The organism is Streptomyces cirratus (genome assembly GCF_014650775.1).
GTDB lineage: Bacteria > Actinomycetota > Actinomycetes > Streptomycetales > Streptomycetaceae > Streptomyces > Streptomyces cirratus.
The window spans coordinates 91,999-109,688 of the sequence record NZ_BMVP01000005.1; the positions used below are offsets into that span (position 1 = coordinate 91,999).

At 75.3% G+C, this 17,690-nt stretch carries 11 protein-coding genes; 1 reads left to right on the top strand and 10 read right to left on the bottom strand.

Going from position 1 to position 17,690, the window contains the following annotated elements; all coding sequences use genetic code 11:
• Nucleotides 1-23: 23 nt before the first annotated feature.
• From IE207_RS15725 to IE207_RS15765, 9 genes are all read right to left on the bottom strand, one after another.
• The gene (locus tag IE207_RS15725; protein ID WP_190184830.1) at nucleotides 24-3,272 is read right to left on the bottom strand and encodes a hypothetical protein; all 3,249 of its coding nucleotides are present in this window, start codon (nucleotides 3,270-3,272) and stop codon (nucleotides 24-26) included.
• A 4-nt stretch (nucleotides 3,273-3,276) separates the two neighbouring features.
• Nucleotides 3,277-3,435: a DUF6760 family protein gene (locus tag IE207_RS15730; RefSeq protein WP_190184831.1), complete on the bottom strand. Its 159-nt coding sequence runs from the start codon at nucleotides 3,433-3,435 to the stop codon at nucleotides 3,277-3,279.
• Nucleotides 3,432-3,932: a zinc-ribbon domain-containing protein gene (locus tag IE207_RS15735; protein ID WP_190184832.1), complete on the bottom strand. Its 501-nt coding sequence runs from the start codon at nucleotides 3,930-3,932 to the stop codon at nucleotides 3,432-3,434. Before IE207_RS15735 ends, IE207_RS15730 begins: the two co-directional genes overlap by 4 nt.
• Nucleotides 3,929-4,369: a phage tail protein gene (locus IE207_RS15740; RefSeq protein ID WP_190184833.1), complete on the bottom strand. Its 441-nt coding sequence runs from the start codon at nucleotides 4,367-4,369 to the stop codon at nucleotides 3,929-3,931. Before IE207_RS15740 ends, IE207_RS15735 begins: the two co-directional genes overlap by 4 nt.
• A 50-nt stretch (nucleotides 4,370-4,419) precedes the next feature.
• Nucleotides 4,420-5,982, bottom strand: coding sequence for a phage tail sheath family protein (locus IE207_RS15745; protein ID WP_190184834.1), 1,563 nt, complete (start codon nucleotides 5,980-5,982; stop codon nucleotides 4,420-4,422).
• Between the two features lie 162 nt (nucleotides 5,983-6,144).
• A complete protein-coding gene (locus tag IE207_RS15750) occupies nucleotides 6,145-8,241 on the bottom strand; it encodes an ATP-binding protein (RefSeq protein ID WP_190184835.1) in 2,097 nt (698 codons plus the stop codon).
• Nucleotides 8,238-8,960, bottom strand: a complete 723-nt coding sequence (locus IE207_RS15755) for a Pvc16 family protein (RefSeq protein WP_190184836.1) — start codon at nucleotides 8,958-8,960, stop codon at nucleotides 8,238-8,240. Before IE207_RS15755 ends, IE207_RS15750 begins: the two co-directional genes overlap by 4 nt.
• Nucleotides 8,957-12,130, bottom strand: coding sequence for a DUF11 domain-containing protein (locus IE207_RS15760; protein ID WP_190184837.1), 3,174 nt, complete (start codon nucleotides 12,128-12,130; stop codon nucleotides 8,957-8,959). The genes IE207_RS15755 and IE207_RS15760 overlap by 4 nt, the downstream gene beginning before the upstream one ends.
• Before the next feature lie 152 nt (nucleotides 12,131-12,282).
• Nucleotides 12,283-13,014, bottom strand: coding sequence for a helix-turn-helix transcriptional regulator (locus IE207_RS15765; RefSeq protein WP_190184838.1), 732 nt, complete (start codon nucleotides 13,012-13,014; stop codon nucleotides 12,283-12,285).
• Nucleotides 13,015-13,193: 179 nt separating this feature from the next.
• Here IE207_RS15765 and IE207_RS15770 point away from each other — a divergent pair, with 179 nt between their 5' ends.
• A complete protein-coding gene (locus IE207_RS15770; protein WP_308433605.1) occupies nucleotides 13,194-14,546 on the top strand; it encodes a COG1470 family protein in 1,353 nt (450 codons plus the stop codon).
• 223 nt (nucleotides 14,547-14,769) lie between these two features.
• Here IE207_RS15770 and IE207_RS34105 read toward each other — a convergent pair whose 3' ends face one another.
• Nucleotides 14,770-16,821, bottom strand: a complete 2,052-nt coding sequence (locus tag IE207_RS34105; protein WP_373304712.1) for an eCIS core domain-containing protein — start codon at nucleotides 16,819-16,821, stop codon at nucleotides 14,770-14,772.
• Between the last annotated feature and the right edge of the window lie 869 nt (nucleotides 16,822-17,690).

Here is a 17,690-nt window from a genome sequence, read left to right on the forward strand (position 1 = left end):
CTCGTTCCTGGTTGGTCCGGTGCTCAGCGGCGGCCGTCGAAGGGCCTGCCCGCGCGTTCGCGGCCGCGCCGCAGCTCGGTGCGGAGCAGGCGGGCGACCGGGTCGAGCAGTCGGCGGGCCAGATCGTCCAGATCGAGGTCGCCGCCGCCGCTGCCGCTGCCTTGTGGTGGGGGGCCGGCTGCCGGGGTCGGTGCGGGTGTGCCGTTGCCCCGGCTGCGGGCCGGCTCGCGCTGCACCGACGGCGGGTCCGCCGGCCGGGCGGCGGGGGGCGCCGCCCCGGGCCGCACCACGGGGACGGGGTGCGCTGCCGGCCCGGCCGGGGCGGGCTGGACCACGAGCGGCGGCGCCTGCGGGGCGGTCACGGGCAGCCGGGTGGCGGGCGCCGCGACCGGCGCGGGCGCTGGGCGGGGCCCGGGCGCCGGCCGTACGACGGGGGCGGCGCGCGGGGTGGGCACGGGGGGCGCGGACGTCGGTCCGGGCCGGCCGGCCGCTGCCCGCTGGAGCGGTGGGGCGGTGGGCGAGCCGGGCCAGCGTGCCGCGACGACGGGACGGCTTGCCGCCGGGCGGGGTGCGGGGGCGGCCGCGCTCCCCATGTCACCGGTGCTGCCGAGGGTCAGGGGCCGGGCCGCCAGGAGCTGGACGGTGCGGCGGTGGGGCGGAGTTCCGCTCCGCTCGCTGCCTGCGGGGGTGACGACGGGCGGGACGGGCCGGTCGGCGCGCCGGACCCCGGCGGGGCCGCCCGGGTGGCCCGCGAGGTGCGGGGCCGTGGGCTCGGTGCCGGTGCCGGTGCCGGTGGCCTGCGGTGTGGTGGCCCGCTGGACGAGCGGGGGCGCGGCCGGGGAGGCCGGGGCGGTGGAGGCCGGGGCGGTGGAGGGTTCGGCGGTGCGGCGCTGTACGCCGCTCCCCTCCCCCAGCAGCGACGCGTGCTCAGGTGCGAGCGCGCGCTGTACGTCGGCACGGGAGAGGGGCCGAGCGGCAGCGGGCACCGAGGCGGTCGGCGGCAGCGAGGGCAACGGCGCCCCCAGCCCGCTCCGGACGCGCGGCTTGGCGCCGCCCGGGCCGCCGGGCCCGCGAGGCGCCTCGGGCCGGTCCGCGTGGCGCCGCGCCCCGTTGTCGGGCTCGGCCTGGCGCTGGACCACGGGCATCGCCGGGGCGGGCGCGGAGCCGGCTGCGGCTGCGGCTGCGCCGGGGGCCGACGGCACTGCGGTGGGCGGCAGTTCGGCCAGGGGGGCGCCGAGCGGTGCGCGGCTGCCCGCACGCTGCACGGGCGGCGTGACCACCGGGGGGACGGCGGGACGCACGACGGCCACGCGCCGCGCGGGCGTCGCGGGCCGCCGGGCGACGGTCAGCAACCGGCCGACGGCGCGCGCCCGCACCACGGCGGGCGCCTCCGGGGCGGCCCCGGATCCTGCTCGGCCGGGGGCTCGCGTGGATCGCGATGTGCCCGCCGGAGCAGGCCGGTCCGATGGAGCTCCGGCCGTACGGCCGGGACGGGCCCCGGCGTCGGCCGGGACGGCCCCGGACGCCGCGGCCCGCTGGGCAGACGTGTCCCCGCCCGTACGGCCGGGTGCCCGCGTGGGTCCCGATGTGCCCGCCGAAGCGGGCCGGCCCGATGGGGCTGCGTCGGCCGGGACGGAACGGGACCCGGTTCTTGCGGCGGAGGCGGGGCCGGGACCGGCGGACGCGCCCCGGGCCGGGGTGCCCTCGGCGGTCGCTCCGGGGACCACCGCGATACGGCGCACCAGCGGGAACCGCGCGGGCGTCGGCGTACGGCCGGGCGCGTCCGGGGACCCGGCGGTGCTGTCGCCGGCCCGCTGTACGGCGGCCGGGGGCGTGCCGAGCACCGCTGCGGAGTGCGTGGGCGTGAGACCACGGGTACCCGCCTCCCCCGCGCCGCCACGACCGGGGGCCCGCCCGCCGGAGGCGGACGGAACGGAACCCGGCAGGGAGCCGTCTGCGGACGCGGCCGCGCGGTCGGCGCCGCGCGCTGGCGAGGCGGAGTCCGGCACCGTCCGCCGCTGTGCGGGCGTCGGCGTACCGGGGGTCCCGGCCCCCGCGCCACCACGGCCGGATGCCTGCCCGACGACCGGACCGGGCGCGCCGCCACGGGTGCCGATGGCAGAGGCAGGCGGTACGGAACCCGGCCCGGGCCAGCCGGGGCCGGAGACGACCGGGCCCGGCGTGGCCCCGGCACTGCCACCCGACGGCGAGCCGGAACCCGGCACGGCACGGGGTGCGGGCGTCGGCGTACCCGGGGTCGCGGAGCCCGCGCCGCCACGGGAGACGACCGGGCCCGGCGTGGCCCCGGCAGCGCCACCCGAGCGGACACCGCCGGAGGCAGGCGGTACGGCGCCCGGCCCGGAAACGTCCCCCGCGCCGCCACGCACCGAGGCCCGCCCGACGACCGGACCCGGCGTGGTGCCCGCCCGGCCACCCGAGCGGTCGGAGGCGGAGCCCAGCAGTGGCCGCCCCGCACCCGGCGCCCCTGAGGGGGCCCGCTGTGCGGGCGTCGCCGTACCCGGCGTCCCGGACCCCGCGCCGCCACGGGCGACGACCGGACCCGGCGCGACGCCGGCAGCGCCACCCGGACGGTCCGAGGCCGAGTCCGGCACGGCCCGCCCCGCACCCGGCGCGGTCGGGTGTGCGGGCGTCGCCGTGCCCGGGGTCGCGGACCCCGCACCGCCACGGGCCGAGGCCCGCGCGACGACGGGACCCGGCGCGCCGCTGCCGCGCACCGGTTCGGCGGAGCCCCGCACGGCTCGGGTCCGGCTCGGCGAGCCCGACGCGGAGGGCTCCGTGGCCGCCGACCGGCCGCCACGCGTGGTGGCACGGGCAACCGCCGCCGCGTCGGTCCGCCGTACCGGCTCGGCCGGCGGCTGCGCCCCCGGCGCGGGTTCCGCTTCGTCCGGGCGGCGCAGCGCGCGCAGCAGCAGCGGGCCGCCGTCGGTGCGGGTGGGGTGGCCGGTGGCGGGGCGGGCCACGCCGCGTACGAGTCCGGCCGGGGCGGTCGGCAGCACGGCGTGGGCGAGCCCGGTGTCGAACGACGGGTCGCGCCACGCGGCCAGGCCGGCCCGGAAGGCGAGCCCGTCACTGACGCCCATCGGCGCGCGGGACACGGTCAGCACGGGCGGCGCCGTCCGGCGCCAGCCGCCGTCCCAGTCGCCGGGCACGCCGGGAACCGGCACGCCGACGGCCGGCCCGGCGGCAGCCGTGGCCGACGCCGTACCGGAGGCCGTCACGGCCCGCCGGCGCAGCCTGTCCCGCCATGCCATCTACTCAACCGCCTTCGTTCACCCGGGTGTTGATACGTGCGATCTCGGTGACCCACTCCTGCCGTTCACCGTGGGTCAGGTCGAGGATCTCGTCGCGCTGCCAGTGGAAGTGGTAGGCGATGTACGCGATCTCCTCCTTCAGCCGGGGGAGCGCGTACGTCACGATTCCCCCAGGCGCCCACCGGACAGGTCGACCTCGAAGCCGCCTTCGCAATGCGGACAGGTGACCGCCGCGCGGGTGTGGCCCTCGCTGTTGACGCGCCGGTAGAAGTCCTGCAGGAACGCCACGTCGGTCGCGTACATCCGCTCCACGACCCCGGCGTGCACGTCGGTGATGGTGCCGAGCCGGGTGATCACCTGGCTGAGCAGCACCACGCTCAGGTACGCCGGGTTCTCCTTGACCCGCAGGTCGATCTGCGGGCGCAGTTCGTCGCGGGCGGTGGCCAGCCGCATCGACCCGTGCCGGTGCACGGTGCCCGCCTCGTCCACGTACCCGCGCGGCAGCTCGAACTCGAACTCCGTGCGCAGCCCGTGGTCCTGCCGCGCCGCCGCCGGAGCGGCGGCGGCCGGGGGTGGCGCCGGCTGCTCCGGGGCCGTGGCGGGAGCCGTCACCTGGAGGATCTCCTCCAGGCTGCCCGCCGTCACCGTACGCCGCCTCATTCGACGACGATCTCCTCGAACACGATGGTCACGGACTCGGTGGCCGCGGCGGACTCGCCGGCCTTGAGGGAGGGGCCCTCCCACTTGGAGGCCCACCCGTTCATCAGCTGGATGCGGCGGACGGTCTCGCCCGTGGAGTCCTTGATCTCGATGGTGAGGTTCTGCCGCGCGGTGTCGACTGCCCCGTTGTTCAGGGTTTCCTTGATCCACTTGGTGAACTCGCTGCTCTTGTCGAGTCCCCGGGTGATCGTGACCTCGCCGGCCTGGCGGGCGCCGGGCTGCTTGCGGATGATCTGCTTGCCGTCCTTGCTGACCTGACGGACCTCGACCACCTCCTCCTCGACGGTCATGCCGCTGATCTCCTGGACCGATTCGACCAGGTAGCCACCGAGCTGTACGCCGAAGATGTGGGTGGAAAGAGCATCGCCCTCTGCCATGACTGTCTGTCACCTCTCCTTGCTGGAAACGAATGTGATGAACGCGCGGGTCACTCGTCGACGAGGCTGGTGCTGTCGGAGAACTGGGCCAGCCGGAACACCACGAACTCGGCGGGCTTGACGGGCGACACGCCGATCTCACAGATCACCCGGCCCAGGTCGATCGACTCCTGCGGGTTGTTGTCCCGGTCGCACTTGACGTAGAACGCCTCCGCCGCCGTACGCCCGAACAGCGCGCCGTTGCGCCACTCCTCGGTGAGGAACGCGGTCACGTTGCGCCGGATGCTCGACCAGAGCCGGTCGTCGTTGGGCTCGAAGACCACCCACTGGGTGCCCAGGAGGATCGACTCCTCCAGGTAGTTGAAGAGGCGGCGCACGTTCAGGTAGCGCCAGGCCGGGTCGGAGGACAGGGTGCGGGCGCCCCAGATCCGGATGCCCCGGCCGGGGAAGGCGCGTACGCAGTTCACCCCGATGGGGTTCAGCAGGTCCTGCTCGCCCTTGCTCAGGCGCAGTTCCAGGTCCACGGCACCGCGGATCACCTCGTTGGCGGGGGCCTTGTGGACACCGCGCTCGGCGTCACTGCGCGCCCACACGCCGGCGATGTGACCGCTCGGCGGGACGGTCGCGTTGCGCCCGGCGGCCGGGTCGAAGACGCGGATCCACGGGTAGTACAGGGCGGCGTAGCGGGAGTCGTAGCCCGCCTCGTCGTTGCGCCAGCTGCGGACCTGCTGCGCGGAGAGCCCGGGCGGGCTGTCGAGGACGGCCACCCGGTCGCCCATCTGCTCGCAGTGCGAGATCACCGCGAGCTGCACCGTGCGCACGCCCTCGGAGTCGATGTCGCCGCGCTCGTAGGCGCTCATCAGGTCCGGCACCGCGACCATGGTGATCTCGTCGATGGTCTCCAGGCCGGCGAACCCGGTACGGGCCCCCGCGTCACCGACGTACTCGGCCGGGTCGAGCCGGGCCACGTCGCCGCCCTGGCCGGCCGGAGCGGGCGCTGCGGCCGCGGCGTCCGGGACGGCAACGGTCTGGCCGGCGGGCCGGGTCTGGGCCGCGCCGCGCTGCTCGGTGACCTCGATCAGCTTCGAGGCGCGGGCCACGGAGACGAGGTAGCCCTTGACGTTCTTGCGGGCGGACGCCTCGTAGGTCTCGGCGACCTGGTCGCCCTGCCGGACTACGATCTTGAAGCGGTCCTCGGGCGGGTTCTCGCCGTCCGCGTCGGCGATCTCCACGGACACGCCGGTGACGCCCGGCCGGGCCGCGACCAGGAAGCCGCCGAGCTCGACCGGGTCCACGGAGCGGGGCTGGGGGCGTCCGCCGGTGGCGGCCGGTGCGGAGGCCCCCGCACCGGACCCGCCGATGCGGACGACGTACGCGGCGCCGCCGCCGTTGGCGAAGTACCCGTACACGGAGTGGGGCAGGTAGGCGCCCTCGGTGAAGCCGCCGAAGTGCTGGGTGTACTGGTCCCAGCTGGTGACCAGCGTCGGCTCGTGGAAGGGCCCGCTCTGGGCGAAGCCGACGAACGCGGCGACGGCGGTGCCGACCCCTTCGATGGGGCGGGCACCGGACTGCACCTCCTCCACGTACACGCCCGGGGTGAGGTACGTCGCCATTGATCGCTCCTTCGTATAACGGCCAGTGCATCAGGTCCGTCCACAGCCTTTCCGGCGGAGATCACCGACGGGAGGTGCGTTCGGACCTGGCCGGGGGCAGGTGCGCTGCCCTCCCGGTCGCCACCGCGGGACCTTCCAGGCAGCGCGGCCGTCCCGTCCGGCTCACACGTGGGCGACCTGGTCCGCGTACGGCCCGAACTCGCCGGCCAGGACCAGCCGGCCGAGCTTGCGGTACTCCTGGGCGACGGCCGTCACCACCTGCCCCATGGTCAGCGGTTCCCCCGAAGCGGCCGCGAAGTAGGCGGCGGTCACCGCGCAGGCCCGGATCGAGCCTCCGGCCAGTTCGAACCGGTCCGCGCAGAAGGCGAGATCGAGGTCGTCGGCCCTGGGCACCGGGCTGCCCAGGCAGCGCTCCCACAGGGCCAGGCGCTGGGTGGCGTCGGGCACCGGGAAGTCCGCGACCACGTCCAGGCGGCGGGTGAACGCCTCGTCGAGGTTGGCCCGCAGGTTGGTGGTCAGGATGGCGATGCCGTCGAAGGACTCCATCCGCTGCAACAGGTAGGCCGACTCCATGTTGGCGTGCTTGTCGTGGGCGCCCTTCACCTCTGAGCGCTTGCCGAAGATCGCGTCGGCCTCGTCGAACAGCAGCACCGCGTTGACGGCCGACGCCTCGGTGAAGATCCGCTCCAGGTTCTTCTCGGTCTCGCCGACGTATTTGTCGACGACCGTCGACAGGTCCACCACGTACAGGTCCATGCCCAGGTCGGCCGCCACGACTTCGGCCGACATGGTCTTTCCGGTGCCGGAGGAGCCCGCGAACAGCGCGATCACCCCGCGTCCGCGCCCGCCGCCGGGCCGCATGCCCCACTGGCCGAGCACCTGGTCGCGGTGGCGGGCGCGCACCGCGAGGTCCCGTAGCCGGCGGTGGGTGGGGGCGGGCAGCACCAGGTCGTCCCAGCCCACCGCGGGCTCCACCCGGCGGGCGAGGCGGGCGAGGCCCGCGCCGTTCTGGGCGCGTACGGCGGTGCGCAGGTCGGCGGCGGAGAGCGGGCGGCCGTCGAGCGCGGCCGTACGCGTCGCGGCGCCGGCGGCGCGGCGCAGCTGCCCGGCGTCGAGGCGGTGCGCGGCCACGGACCGGGCGAGCGCGTCGGCCCCGGCGGCGGCCCCGGCCGGTCCGCCCTCCTCGGCGTGCTCCGCGGCGGCCCGCTCCAGCGCGTGCCGCCAGCGCGCGGCCTGCCGTTCGGGAGTGGGGGCCGCCACCGTCAGGGTGACGGGGGTGTCGGCGGCCCAGGCGGGTTCCCAGCCGCTCGTGCCGTAGGTGAACAGGGGGATGTCCCGCAGCACCGTGCACAGGGTGCGCAGGACGCGGGCCCGTTCGTCGGGCTTGTCGGACAGTTCCTCGACCGGTCCGAGCAGCACGCCGCCGCCCATCAGCCGGGCCTCGCGGGCCACGGCCCGGACGAGGCCGGGCACGGTGCGGGTGTCGTGCGCCAGCGCCGCCGCGGCCAGGCCCAGGGGGCGCAGTCCGCGCGCGCGGAGCGCGGCGGCGGCCAGGCCCTCGGCGTCGCCGCCGCGGGTCCGCAGGTGGACGTGGCCGGTGCCGCTGCCGGCCGCGGCGGAGGCCCGGTGCAGCTCGGCCGGGTCGACGGCGGGGTCGTCGGCGGGGTCGCCGAGCACGTCGGCCAGTCTGGGGTCGGGCGAGGCGCTGCCGAGCAGGTGGGCGGTGACCCGGTCGGGAACGACCAGCACCCGGGACAGGGGCGGCCGTTCGGGCTCGGTGACCTCCAGCAGGCCGCCCGCGACGAGCGGCGCGGTCGGGGCGAGCCGGAACCGCGCCGCCGCCGTCCCGGTGCGGCCGCACAGTTCCAGGGCCAGTCCGACGGTCGGCCGACGGCGCGTCAGGTCGTCGTTGAGGTAGCCGTAGAGCCGCTCGAAGCGGGCGTCCAGGTCCGGCGCGAGGGCGATCAGGAGCAGGTCCACGTCCAGCGGCGCCAGCGCGAAGCGCCTGGCCAGGACGTCGAGCGGGGAGCCGAGCGGGGGACCGTCCGGGTCGAGCGGGGGCAGGTCGGCCTGGTGCCCCGGGTCCAGGATCCGGGCGACCGCCTCAGGGGTGAGGTACTGGCCCCGGTACGGGTCGTCCGGATCGGGATCGACGGCGCGGCGCAGCGCGACGGCCTGCCGTACCCGCTCCTCGACGAGCCGCAGCCGTGTCCACAGGTACGGGACCGGGTGGGCCGCAGCCCGTACGGTGTGCGTCACGGCTGCCGTTCCCCCCGCCGCCGGCGGGCCGGGGCCTGCGCCCGTTCCCGAGTGCCGCCGAAGCCCTCCCGGCCCGGCTCGGCCACCTCCACGTAGCGCAGCCGGCGCAGGGCCTCCGGGGTTTCCCGCTCGTCCGGTCCGGGCGGGCCGGTGCGCTGCCCGGAGCGGACGGCGAGCCCCTCGGTCACCGGCGGGGCGACGGCCGTGGTCGCCCCGGCCAGCGGCGCCCGTACGCGCAGTCCCAGCGACGGCTTCAGTTCCCCGCCCAGCGCCGACCACACGTCGGAGGCGGCGGGCGCGTCGAGCCCGGTGCCGCCGCCGTCCATGCCCACGATCAGGCCGAGTTCGGCGAGCGAGCCGGTGAGCAGGCGCGGGGGCAGCGAGTCGGTCGACACGAGGCAGGCCAGCACCTGGGAGAGCAGCCGGTGTTCGTCCTGCGGCCGGCTCGCCCATGCGGTGACCAGGTACGTCAGCTCGAACCACCGCGCCGGGGCGCGGCGCGCGGCGAGGAACCCGTCCGCGTCGTACACCTCGCCCCCGCCGCTCGCGCGCCGGGTGTGGTCCTCGCGCACGTCGTACAGGAACACGCAGACCGTGGGGGCGCTGCGGCGCGCTGCCCAGTCCCGCGTCGGCGCGTCGAACACCACCTCGACGCCCGACGCCTCCAGGCCGGACTCCGCCAGCAGTTGGCGGAGCCCTTCGTCGACCTCGTGGATCACCGGCGGACCGTCTCGTTGGGCGGCTGGATGGTGCCGCTGACGACCAGGAAGCCGGTCTGCACCGGGGAGAAGCCGGGGCCGCTCGCGGTGATGGTGCGGGGGCCGGTCTGGTCCTTGGCGAGGATCAGCAGCTGGCCGATGAACCGGCCGTCCCGACCGGGCCGGGTCGGCGCGGCCGCGGCCGTGATGCCCGGCTGCCACGTGAACCGCACCGGCGCGCCGGGCGGGAAGTCCTCGCCGCGCACCGAGGTGACGAAGCCGGGCTTGCCGATCGGCGGCACCGCGACGATGCGCGGCTGGAGGATGCGCAGCTGCTGGCGGGCGTTGTTGTCGCCGGGGTCGGCGTCGGTGCCGGTCGTGGTGAGGGCGCCGGTCAGCAGGCCGGTGAGCGCCTTGTCGGGGCTGAGGACGACCTGGATGACGGTCCGGGCGCCCGGGGCCAGGTCCGGCAGCGCGCACGTCCAGGCCTGGTCGCAGCCGGGCGGCGGCCCGCCGTGCGGGACGCCCTCGGGGAGTCCGATGCGCAGCCGCAGGCCGGTGGCGAGGGCGTTGCGGCCGTTGCGGACGGTGTACGTGACCACGACGCGGCCCCCCACGTAGCCGGGGTTCGGCTGCGCCGTGAGGCTCAGCCCGGGCCCGGCCGGCGGCGCGGGCGGCGCGGGCGTGGTGGTCGGCGGGGCCGGGGTGGGCGGCTGCGAGGTGGTCGGCGGGGTGGGTGTGGGGGTGGGCGACGTCGGGGGTTCGGGCGCCGCGCGCACCGGCACCACGGTCCGGTCGGCATTGTCCGTGGGGCGGGGGTCGAGCACCGTACCGGTGACGGACCAGTCCACGGGCTGGTCGCCGGGGGTGACGCCGGTGAGGGTGGCGGTCACCGGGACGGTGGCGCCGGGGGGCACCACGCCGAGGGCGCAGGTCAGCGCCGCCGCGTCACAGGTGGCGCCGGGCGCGGTGAGCCCGGTCACGGTGAGGCCGGCCGGCGGCGCGACGGTCAGCCGGGTGCCCGGTGAGGCCGCCGGGCCGTGGTTGACGACGTCGACCCGGACGCTGGCGGAGTCGCCGACGGTGAGCGGCGCGGCCTTGTCGGGCGCCTGGACGGCGAGGTCCACCGACTGCTGCACACCGGGTTCCTTCTGCCGGCCCGGCAGGCCGCTGACGAGCAGCCGGTGCGCACCTGAGGCCACGTCCACCAACTTCAGCTTCTCCGGGCTGTTGGCCGCCCGGGAGCCGCGGGCGCTGAGCACCAGGCTCTTGCCGTCGGCCGTCCAGGCGGCGTCGCGGGGCTGGAACGGGCCGCCGGCCGGGGTGTCCGGCAGGTCCCGGCCGCAGGCCCCGGGTACGTCGCGGGCGGCGGCGGGCAGCAGGACCCGGCAGGAGCCGCCGGTCGCCGAGGCCAGCAGGATGCCTCCGCTTTCGTCGAGGCGGCCGCCGCCCTTCTTGCGGTTGAAGGCGAGGGTGACGCCGTCCGGCGAGAACGCCGGGCTGTCGTCGATGACCTCGCAGGCACCGGGGCAGATACCGGCGCTCAGGTCGCGCTGCCGGTCGAGGTGGTCCACCGGAACGGTCCAGACGTGCTTGTTGCCGCCACCGCCGTTGATCACGTGGTTACGGGTGAAGGCCAGGGTCGTGCCGTCGGAGGACCAGGTGGGCTGGGCGTCACCGGTCCAGGCCTGGCCCTCCGGCGAGCGGACTTCGCCGCGCAGCGCCCCGGTCGCGGCGTCCGCGATCAGGATCCGCCCCCGGCCCGAGGCCCCGCCGACCCCGCCCGGCGAGGTCCGGGTGAAGGCCAGCAGCCTGCCGTCGGGGGAGAACGTCGGGTCGGTGTCCCAGTCCTTGGGGCCGCGGCCCGCGAGCGGCAGGGGCGCCGCGTTGGCGCCGTCGGCGTCGGCCGTCCAGATCCGCTCGATGCGGCCGTCGGGCGTGTCCTCGAAGCGGGTCAGCACGATCCGCCGGCCGTCGGGTGTGTAGTTCTGCCGCTCGGTCCACGGGTCGGACCCGGCGGCGGGCTGGAACAGGGGGTCCTTGGCCGGGTCCGTGTTCGTGTCGGCGGCCGGGTCCTCCTTGAGGATGGTCAGGCCCAGGTCGCGGGGGTCGGAGCCGTCCATCCGGGCGTCCTGCAGGGTCACCACGTGCGGCCCGGCCGCCGAGGTGCGCTCGACCACCGTTCCGCCGCCGTTCAGCGGACCGAGCCAGGTCGGCGAGCCGACCTCGCGGTCCTCGCTGAGCACCACGTCTGGGGTCTTGTCCGAGTGCGCGGGCACCCGGAACACGTGGTCCCAGTCGCCCTCGCAGGTACAGGTCCGGTCCGGGCTGAGGAAGAGCAGCCCGTCCCCGTCGGGCAGCCAGGCTGCCCCGCGGGTACGCCAGCCCGCCTGAGCACCCGACAGCAGCGGCCCGCCGCCGCGCCCGTCGGTCCACCAAAGGCGCGGCCCGTTCGGCCCGGTGGCGGTGTACGCGATCACCTCCCGGTTCTCCGCGTCGTCCACCGGGTTCCACACCGGCTCGGTGGCCGTGCCGTTGGCGGGGTCGGAGACGCGGGTGGCCGGGCCGCCCCGCAGGGCGCGTACGTACACCTGCCGTCCGGCGGTCCGGTCGTCGTCGGAGGAGTACGCCAGCCGTGCGCCGTCCGGCGAGACCGTCGGGTGCTCCTCGTTCGCGGGGGTGTCGGTCAGCCGGGTGAGCCCGGTGCCGTCGGTCTGCACCCGCCACAGGTCGCGTTGGACGCCGCCGCCGGGCCCGGCCGGCCCGGCCGCGTCGAAGACGACCGACCGGCCGTCCGGGGTCAGCCGCGGGTTCGCCGCGTCCAGGCCGCTGGTCAGACGGCGGACCGAGCCGTCCGCGGACCGCAGGTAGACCTGCGGGGCCGGCTCGTCCCGGCGGCTCGCGAAGACCAGTCGGTCGCCCAGCGCGGCGGGCTGGACGTCCTGGTGGGCCGGGCCCTCCCCGAACAGCGGGGGGCTGTCCTTGCCGGTCGCCCCCACCCGGCCCAGGCTCCGGTGGCGGGTACCGGCGTACACGACCCGGCTGTCGCCGGCGTCGGCCGCGACGGTCCGTGCCGTCGCGCCGCCCGGGCCGGCCGCCGCCGTCACCGCGAGCAGGGGGACCAGCAGCAGCAGCGGAGCGCCGGCCCTCCCCCAGCGGTGTCGCCGACTGCCGGAGTCACCCGTGCCCATAACGGTCCACCTCACAGTCCGGTACAGCTCTACGTATGACTCCGCCACCCTCCCGGCCGGCAGGACCGGCCGGGAGGGCCGCGGGGCCGGACCCGGGGGAAGTACCGGCTGCGCTTTCGGGCAGCCGGTGGGCGGCCGCCGGGGCCGTACGGTCAGATCAGCCCGTTGCGCAGGGCGTACCCGACCGCGTGCGTACGGTTGCGCAGGTGCAGCCGCGTGATGATCTCGTGCAGCACGTTCTTGACGGTCCGTTCGGAGTACGAGGTCTTGCGCGCGATCTCCGCGGTGTCCAGCCCTTCCGACACCAGGCGCAGCATGTCCGCCTCGCGTGCGGTCAGGGTGGACAGGGACACCGCGCGCGGGTCGAGCGAGGACCGTTGCAGGACGCCGACGTGGTCGAGGAGCTTCGCGAGCAGGTCACCGGGCAGCACGCCCTCGCCGTTCGCTATCGCCAGGACCAGCCGCAGCAGCCGGTCCTGGTCGGCCTCGGTGCGCCGCAGCACCGCGGTGACCCCGCATTCGATGGCCCGCTGCAAGGCGTCGCCCGATTCGAACGTGCCGACCACGAGCCCGGTGCGGGTCTCGGGGTTGTGCCGCAGCCGGTACAGCAGCGCGGCCGTCTCGTCGTCCACGCTGTCCACGGCCACGAGCGACACCTGGGCGCGGTGCGCGCCGGCGTCGTCGACGAACTCGATCTCGGGACGTTGGCGCAGTTGGTGGACTATCCCGACGTGCAGGACCGGATCCGACGCGTATACGGCGACGGTGACCCGCCGGCCGGGGCCGGCGGGAGGCGTTCCGGGTGGATTCCCGGCCGGGACCGGCGCCTGGGGCGCGGTGGTGCCGAACGCGGGGGCGGGTCGGTTGTGGTCAACGCAGGTCATGTGTCGTACCTGTTCTGTGATGCGTCAATGGGAATGCGTCGGGGCCGGCTTCCGCGGGTGAAAGCCAACCGATGTAGCGGAGAAAGGAGTTGGGGGGAGACCGCAGGGGCACCGGAGCTGCCCGGGGCATTGCCCTCGCGACCGTGGAGGCGGCCGGACCGGCGCCGTAGCGTCGCCGTGTGACATCCCCAGCAGCCTCTCCCAGCCCTGGCGCGCCCGGCCTCGACATCCCGCCGGTGTCGGTGATGCCGGGAGGCACCGCCTCCACCAGCCTGACCGTTCGCAACGACAGCGACATCGTCGAGGCGTACCGCCTGGAAGTCGTCGGCGACTGCGCTGCCTGGACCACGGTGGAGCCCGACCGCGTCTCCCTCTATCCCGGCACCTCGGAGACGGTGACGATCCGTTTGGCGCCGCCGCGCTCGCCGCAGGTGCGGGCCGGCGAGGTGCCGCTCGCCGTGCGCCTGCTGCCCACCGAGCACCCCGAAGCCGTACGGGTCCCCGAGACCACCGTGCACATCGGGGAATTCCGGGAACTGCGCGCCGAGAGCGCTCCCAGACGCCGCCGCGGATGGCTGCGCGGGCGCTACCGGCTGGCCGTGCGCAACGAGGGCAACAGCCCCGTGAAGGTGGGCTTCACCCCCGCGCAGCCCGGCGAGGAGCTGAGGTTCGACGTCCGCCCCACCGGGCTGGAGCTGGAGCCGGGCGAGTCCTCGCAGGTGCGGCTGCGCGTCCGCACCGGCCGGCCGGTGTGGTTCGGATCCCCGGTGACCTGGCCCTTCACCGTGGACGTCGCCGAAACCGCCGCCGCCGAGGCCGACGGGGCACGCCCGGAGCCGGACGTCGTCCGGGCTCCGCTGGACGTGGAGTTCGTCCAGATCCCGATCTTCCCGAAGTGGCTGCTCGCGGTCCTGGCCGCGCTGCTCGCGCTGCTGCTCGCCTGGTTCATGCTGGTCCGCCCGGCCGTGCGCAGCACCGCCAAGGAGGCCGCCGACGAGGTGGCCCAGAAGCGGCCGGTGCCCGGGGCGGACGTGAACGGGCAGAATCCCGCGACAGGCGGCGCCCAGCAGACGGGCGGCGGGGGCAAGAGCCCCCAGCCCGGGGCGGGAGCGGGCGGCACCGGAACCGGAACCGGGACGGGGAGCGGCACGGGCACGGGCACCGGCGGGGGCGGCGGGCAGCAGGGTTCCGCCACCATCGACCTGCAGACCGGCGGCGGCGAGACCAAGACCGGCACCTACACCGTGCCCAAGGGCAAGACCTTCGGGATCACGGACATCGTCGTCGCCAACTTCCAGGGCGACGAAGGCGTGGTGACCATCAACTTCGGCGAACGCAAGGTCACGACGATCGCGCTGGAGACGTTCCGCAACCAGGACTATCACTGGGTCACCCCCATCAGGATCACCGAGAACGAGACGGTGACCGTCCAGGTGACGTGCGCGAAGCCGGGCACCCCGGCCACCGGCCGTCAGGCACAGGAATGCCATGAAGTCCTCAACGTGAGCGGTGTACTGAGCGACCTCAGGTGAATCAAGCAGTACGGACATCGTCTGTCAGGTTTCCCCCGGAACAAAGGTGAGCCTTCGCTTCCCCGTCCGAAAGCAGCTTCCCGGGCCGGCGGCGCGACCTCCCCGTTACCCGCCGTACGATCCCCTGACGCCACGGTCCGAACAGCCCTCGCCGCTCTCCGGACCGCTCTCGGGAGAGGGTCGAAGATGACTTGATCTTGACCCTCTCCCCGCCCGCGACCGGTCAGCTCGTGGGGACCGCGAGCTGCTGCCCGGACGCCGTGACCACGCGGGCGTTGCTGAGGTCGACCGTGTTCGGCAGCATCACCTGCGGTCGCAGGAGGTCCTTGAGCAGGTAACGCATCAGCTCGTCCCCGGACATCGCCTTGAGCCGGGCCGCGAGCTGCGGGTTCACCTCCCCGATGCGCTGGATCTCCACGATCCCCCGCTCTGCCAGACCCGGCACGATGTCCCGGCCCATCAGGGTGTTGGACCGCAGCCGCTCGGGGCGGACCTGCTCCTGCTGACCGGACCCGTAGGTCATGGTGCTGTGCGGGTCCGCCAGCGCCTGGGTCATGGCGAACATGACCTGGCCCCGGCGCTCCGAATCCTGCTCCGCCTCCATCGCCTCCATCATCTTCTCCGTGTCCGGCAGTTCCGCCTTCCCCGCCCCGACGTCGAAGTTCCGCACCGGCAGGGAGAATTCGTCCGAGAAGGTGTCCAGTCGGGTGCCCAGCCGGCTCTGCGTCTGCGCCGGGTCCCCGGGCTTCGCGCGCACGGTGGGGTACTCGCGCTGCGCGAAGTCGCTCAGCATCAGCCAGCCCTGGCTCATCAGGGGGGACCGGGTGAGGGGGATCTCGATCCGGGCCGGCTCGTCATCGGCGTCGCCGGTGAACCTCGTCTCCCGGAACGGGCTGCCCGGTACCTCCAGGAAGAAGAAGACGAAGCCCTCGTTGGCCAGGACGTGCTTGTCGTAGGCCTCCGAGGTGTTCGGCGCGTCGGGATCCGCCTTGAGCAGTTCGGTCTTGGACTTCATCTGCCCCTGGCCGAGCATCGTCGCGGCCCGTGACGTGCCCGTGTAGTGGCACAGCACGCTCTGCTGGAGCGCGGTCGTCAGCTTGTTCCTGACGTCGCCCACCCAGTTCCGCTCGCCCCCTCCTCCGGCGATCTCCTTGCCCATTCCGGCCCGGTTGAGCTCCGACAGCTCGCGGAAGTAGCTGGCCCCGTGCATCTGGAACGCGGCCGCGCTGTCGGCCCACTGCTGCTGCTGCCACAGCATGCCGTTCTCGGTCATCGCGGTGAACGGGGCCCGAGCCTCGTCGGGCAACGCGTCATCGCGGGTGAGCTGGTCGTTCACCAGCTGCAGTTCGTCCTTGACCGCACGGAGCGCGGCATCCAGCCAGGGCTTGACGGCTTCGGGGGCGTCGTCCCGCTCCGGGGCGAAGGCCATCTGCAGGTTCGTCAGCGCCATCATGCAGTGCATGGGGTCCCGGTTGGGATCGTTGTCGTACGCCGTGATGGCCGACCGCACCCGCGTCACCAGGTCGTTCTGGGGCTCCGGCTGCTTGCGGGTCATCGACTTGAACCGGCCCAGCAGCCCTCCGCCGCTCGCCGGGTCGGCCGGCAGCGAGGGGCCGAGCTCATCGAACCCCTTGCGCTGGACGACCGCCGACGCGCCCGGCCCGCGCGTGTGCGCGTGTGCGCCGTGCGTCTCGCAGGCGTCCCGCTGTACGGGGGCGGGGCCGTTCATCACCCGCCTCGCATTGGCCTCGGCCGCCCGCTCGAACCGGTCGCCGGGGTCACTGACCCGCAGCCCGTCGCCGGTGTCCGTCCCGGTGACGGGCCCTTGCCGCTGCTGGATGACGTGGGTCAGCTCGTGCGCGAGGGTGTGCTTGTCCCCGCCCCCGGCCCCGATGACGACGTCGCTGCCGGAGGTGTAGGCCCGCGCCCCGATCTCGGCGGCGGACCGCTGGGCCGTCGGCCCGCTGTGCACCCGTACGTCGGAGAAATCGGCGCCGAGCCGGCTCTCCATCTCCTCCCGCAGGGGCCCGTCGAGCGGGCGCCCGGCCGAGCGGAGCACCTGGTGCGCGGTAGCCCGCTGCACGGCCGCGGCATCCCGCCCGGACGCGAGCATGCGCGTCACCGCCGCGTTGCCGACGGTCCGCTGGAGCGCCATCGGCGCCCCGGGCGCGGGCGCTTCAACGGCCCGCTCCTCCGCGGGGGACACCTGCCGGACCCGGCCGGAGCCGTCCTTGGCGGCGTCGCCTGCTGCCTTGTCTCGGGCGGGGATGCGCATGGGCTGCCTCTCGGATATGGCGGTGGGACGCTTCCTGCTTACCCCCGAACCCCCCTCGCCGCCATGCCCCTTCGTGCACACCAAAGGGAACCCGCCCTGCTCCCACCGCACCCCGGCCGCCGCCGGAGACCGGAGACCGCGCCCAGCACCACCGCCGGACCCGTGACCCGCCCCGGTGCGCGTGGAGCGCCTCGCCCGGGCCGGGCGGGCCCGGGCCGCCGCCTGACGGCGCCGGGTCAGGGCCGGTCGCCGTGGTCGTCCTGGAGCATGTGGCGACGTTCCTGTTCGCGTTTGGAATACGCGGCGGCCCGGATCGCCTCGTCGCTCTCCAGGGCCTGATCCCAGCGCACCGCCCACGGTGGCGACCGAAGCGACGAAGGCGTTCCCCGATGCGCAACGGGTCGGCCTGTTACCCAGCCGCTGGCTCTCAACACCGACGACCCGCCCCGCCCGTCTGATGCGCCGTGCGGCGAACGCGACCGCCGCGCCTTCGAGTTTGTTCTCGACCACTTGCACCGGCACGGTGTCGACGTCGAGCGCGTGCGCGTCATCGCCCCCCTCCGGGCCCTCGTCGCCGAATGCCAGAAGATCTGCCGCGGCCGTGACGGCTGGACGTCCGAACTGATCGAGGAGCGCTGCGACGCCATCCACCGGGCCCAGGGGAAGGAAGCCGACGTCGTCGCCCTCGTGCTCGGCGGCGGTCGGCGAGTAACCGCCGCCGAAACGGAGGGCTATACCCGTCAAGACGCGCCGTCACAAGCCACCGGCCGAGCTCATGGCGCTGTCTCACCCGAGACCGCCTCGCGAGTGTGGTCGCCGACGCTACGCCGTCCTGGGGCGGAGCTTCCAGACAGGGGCCGCCAGCCCCT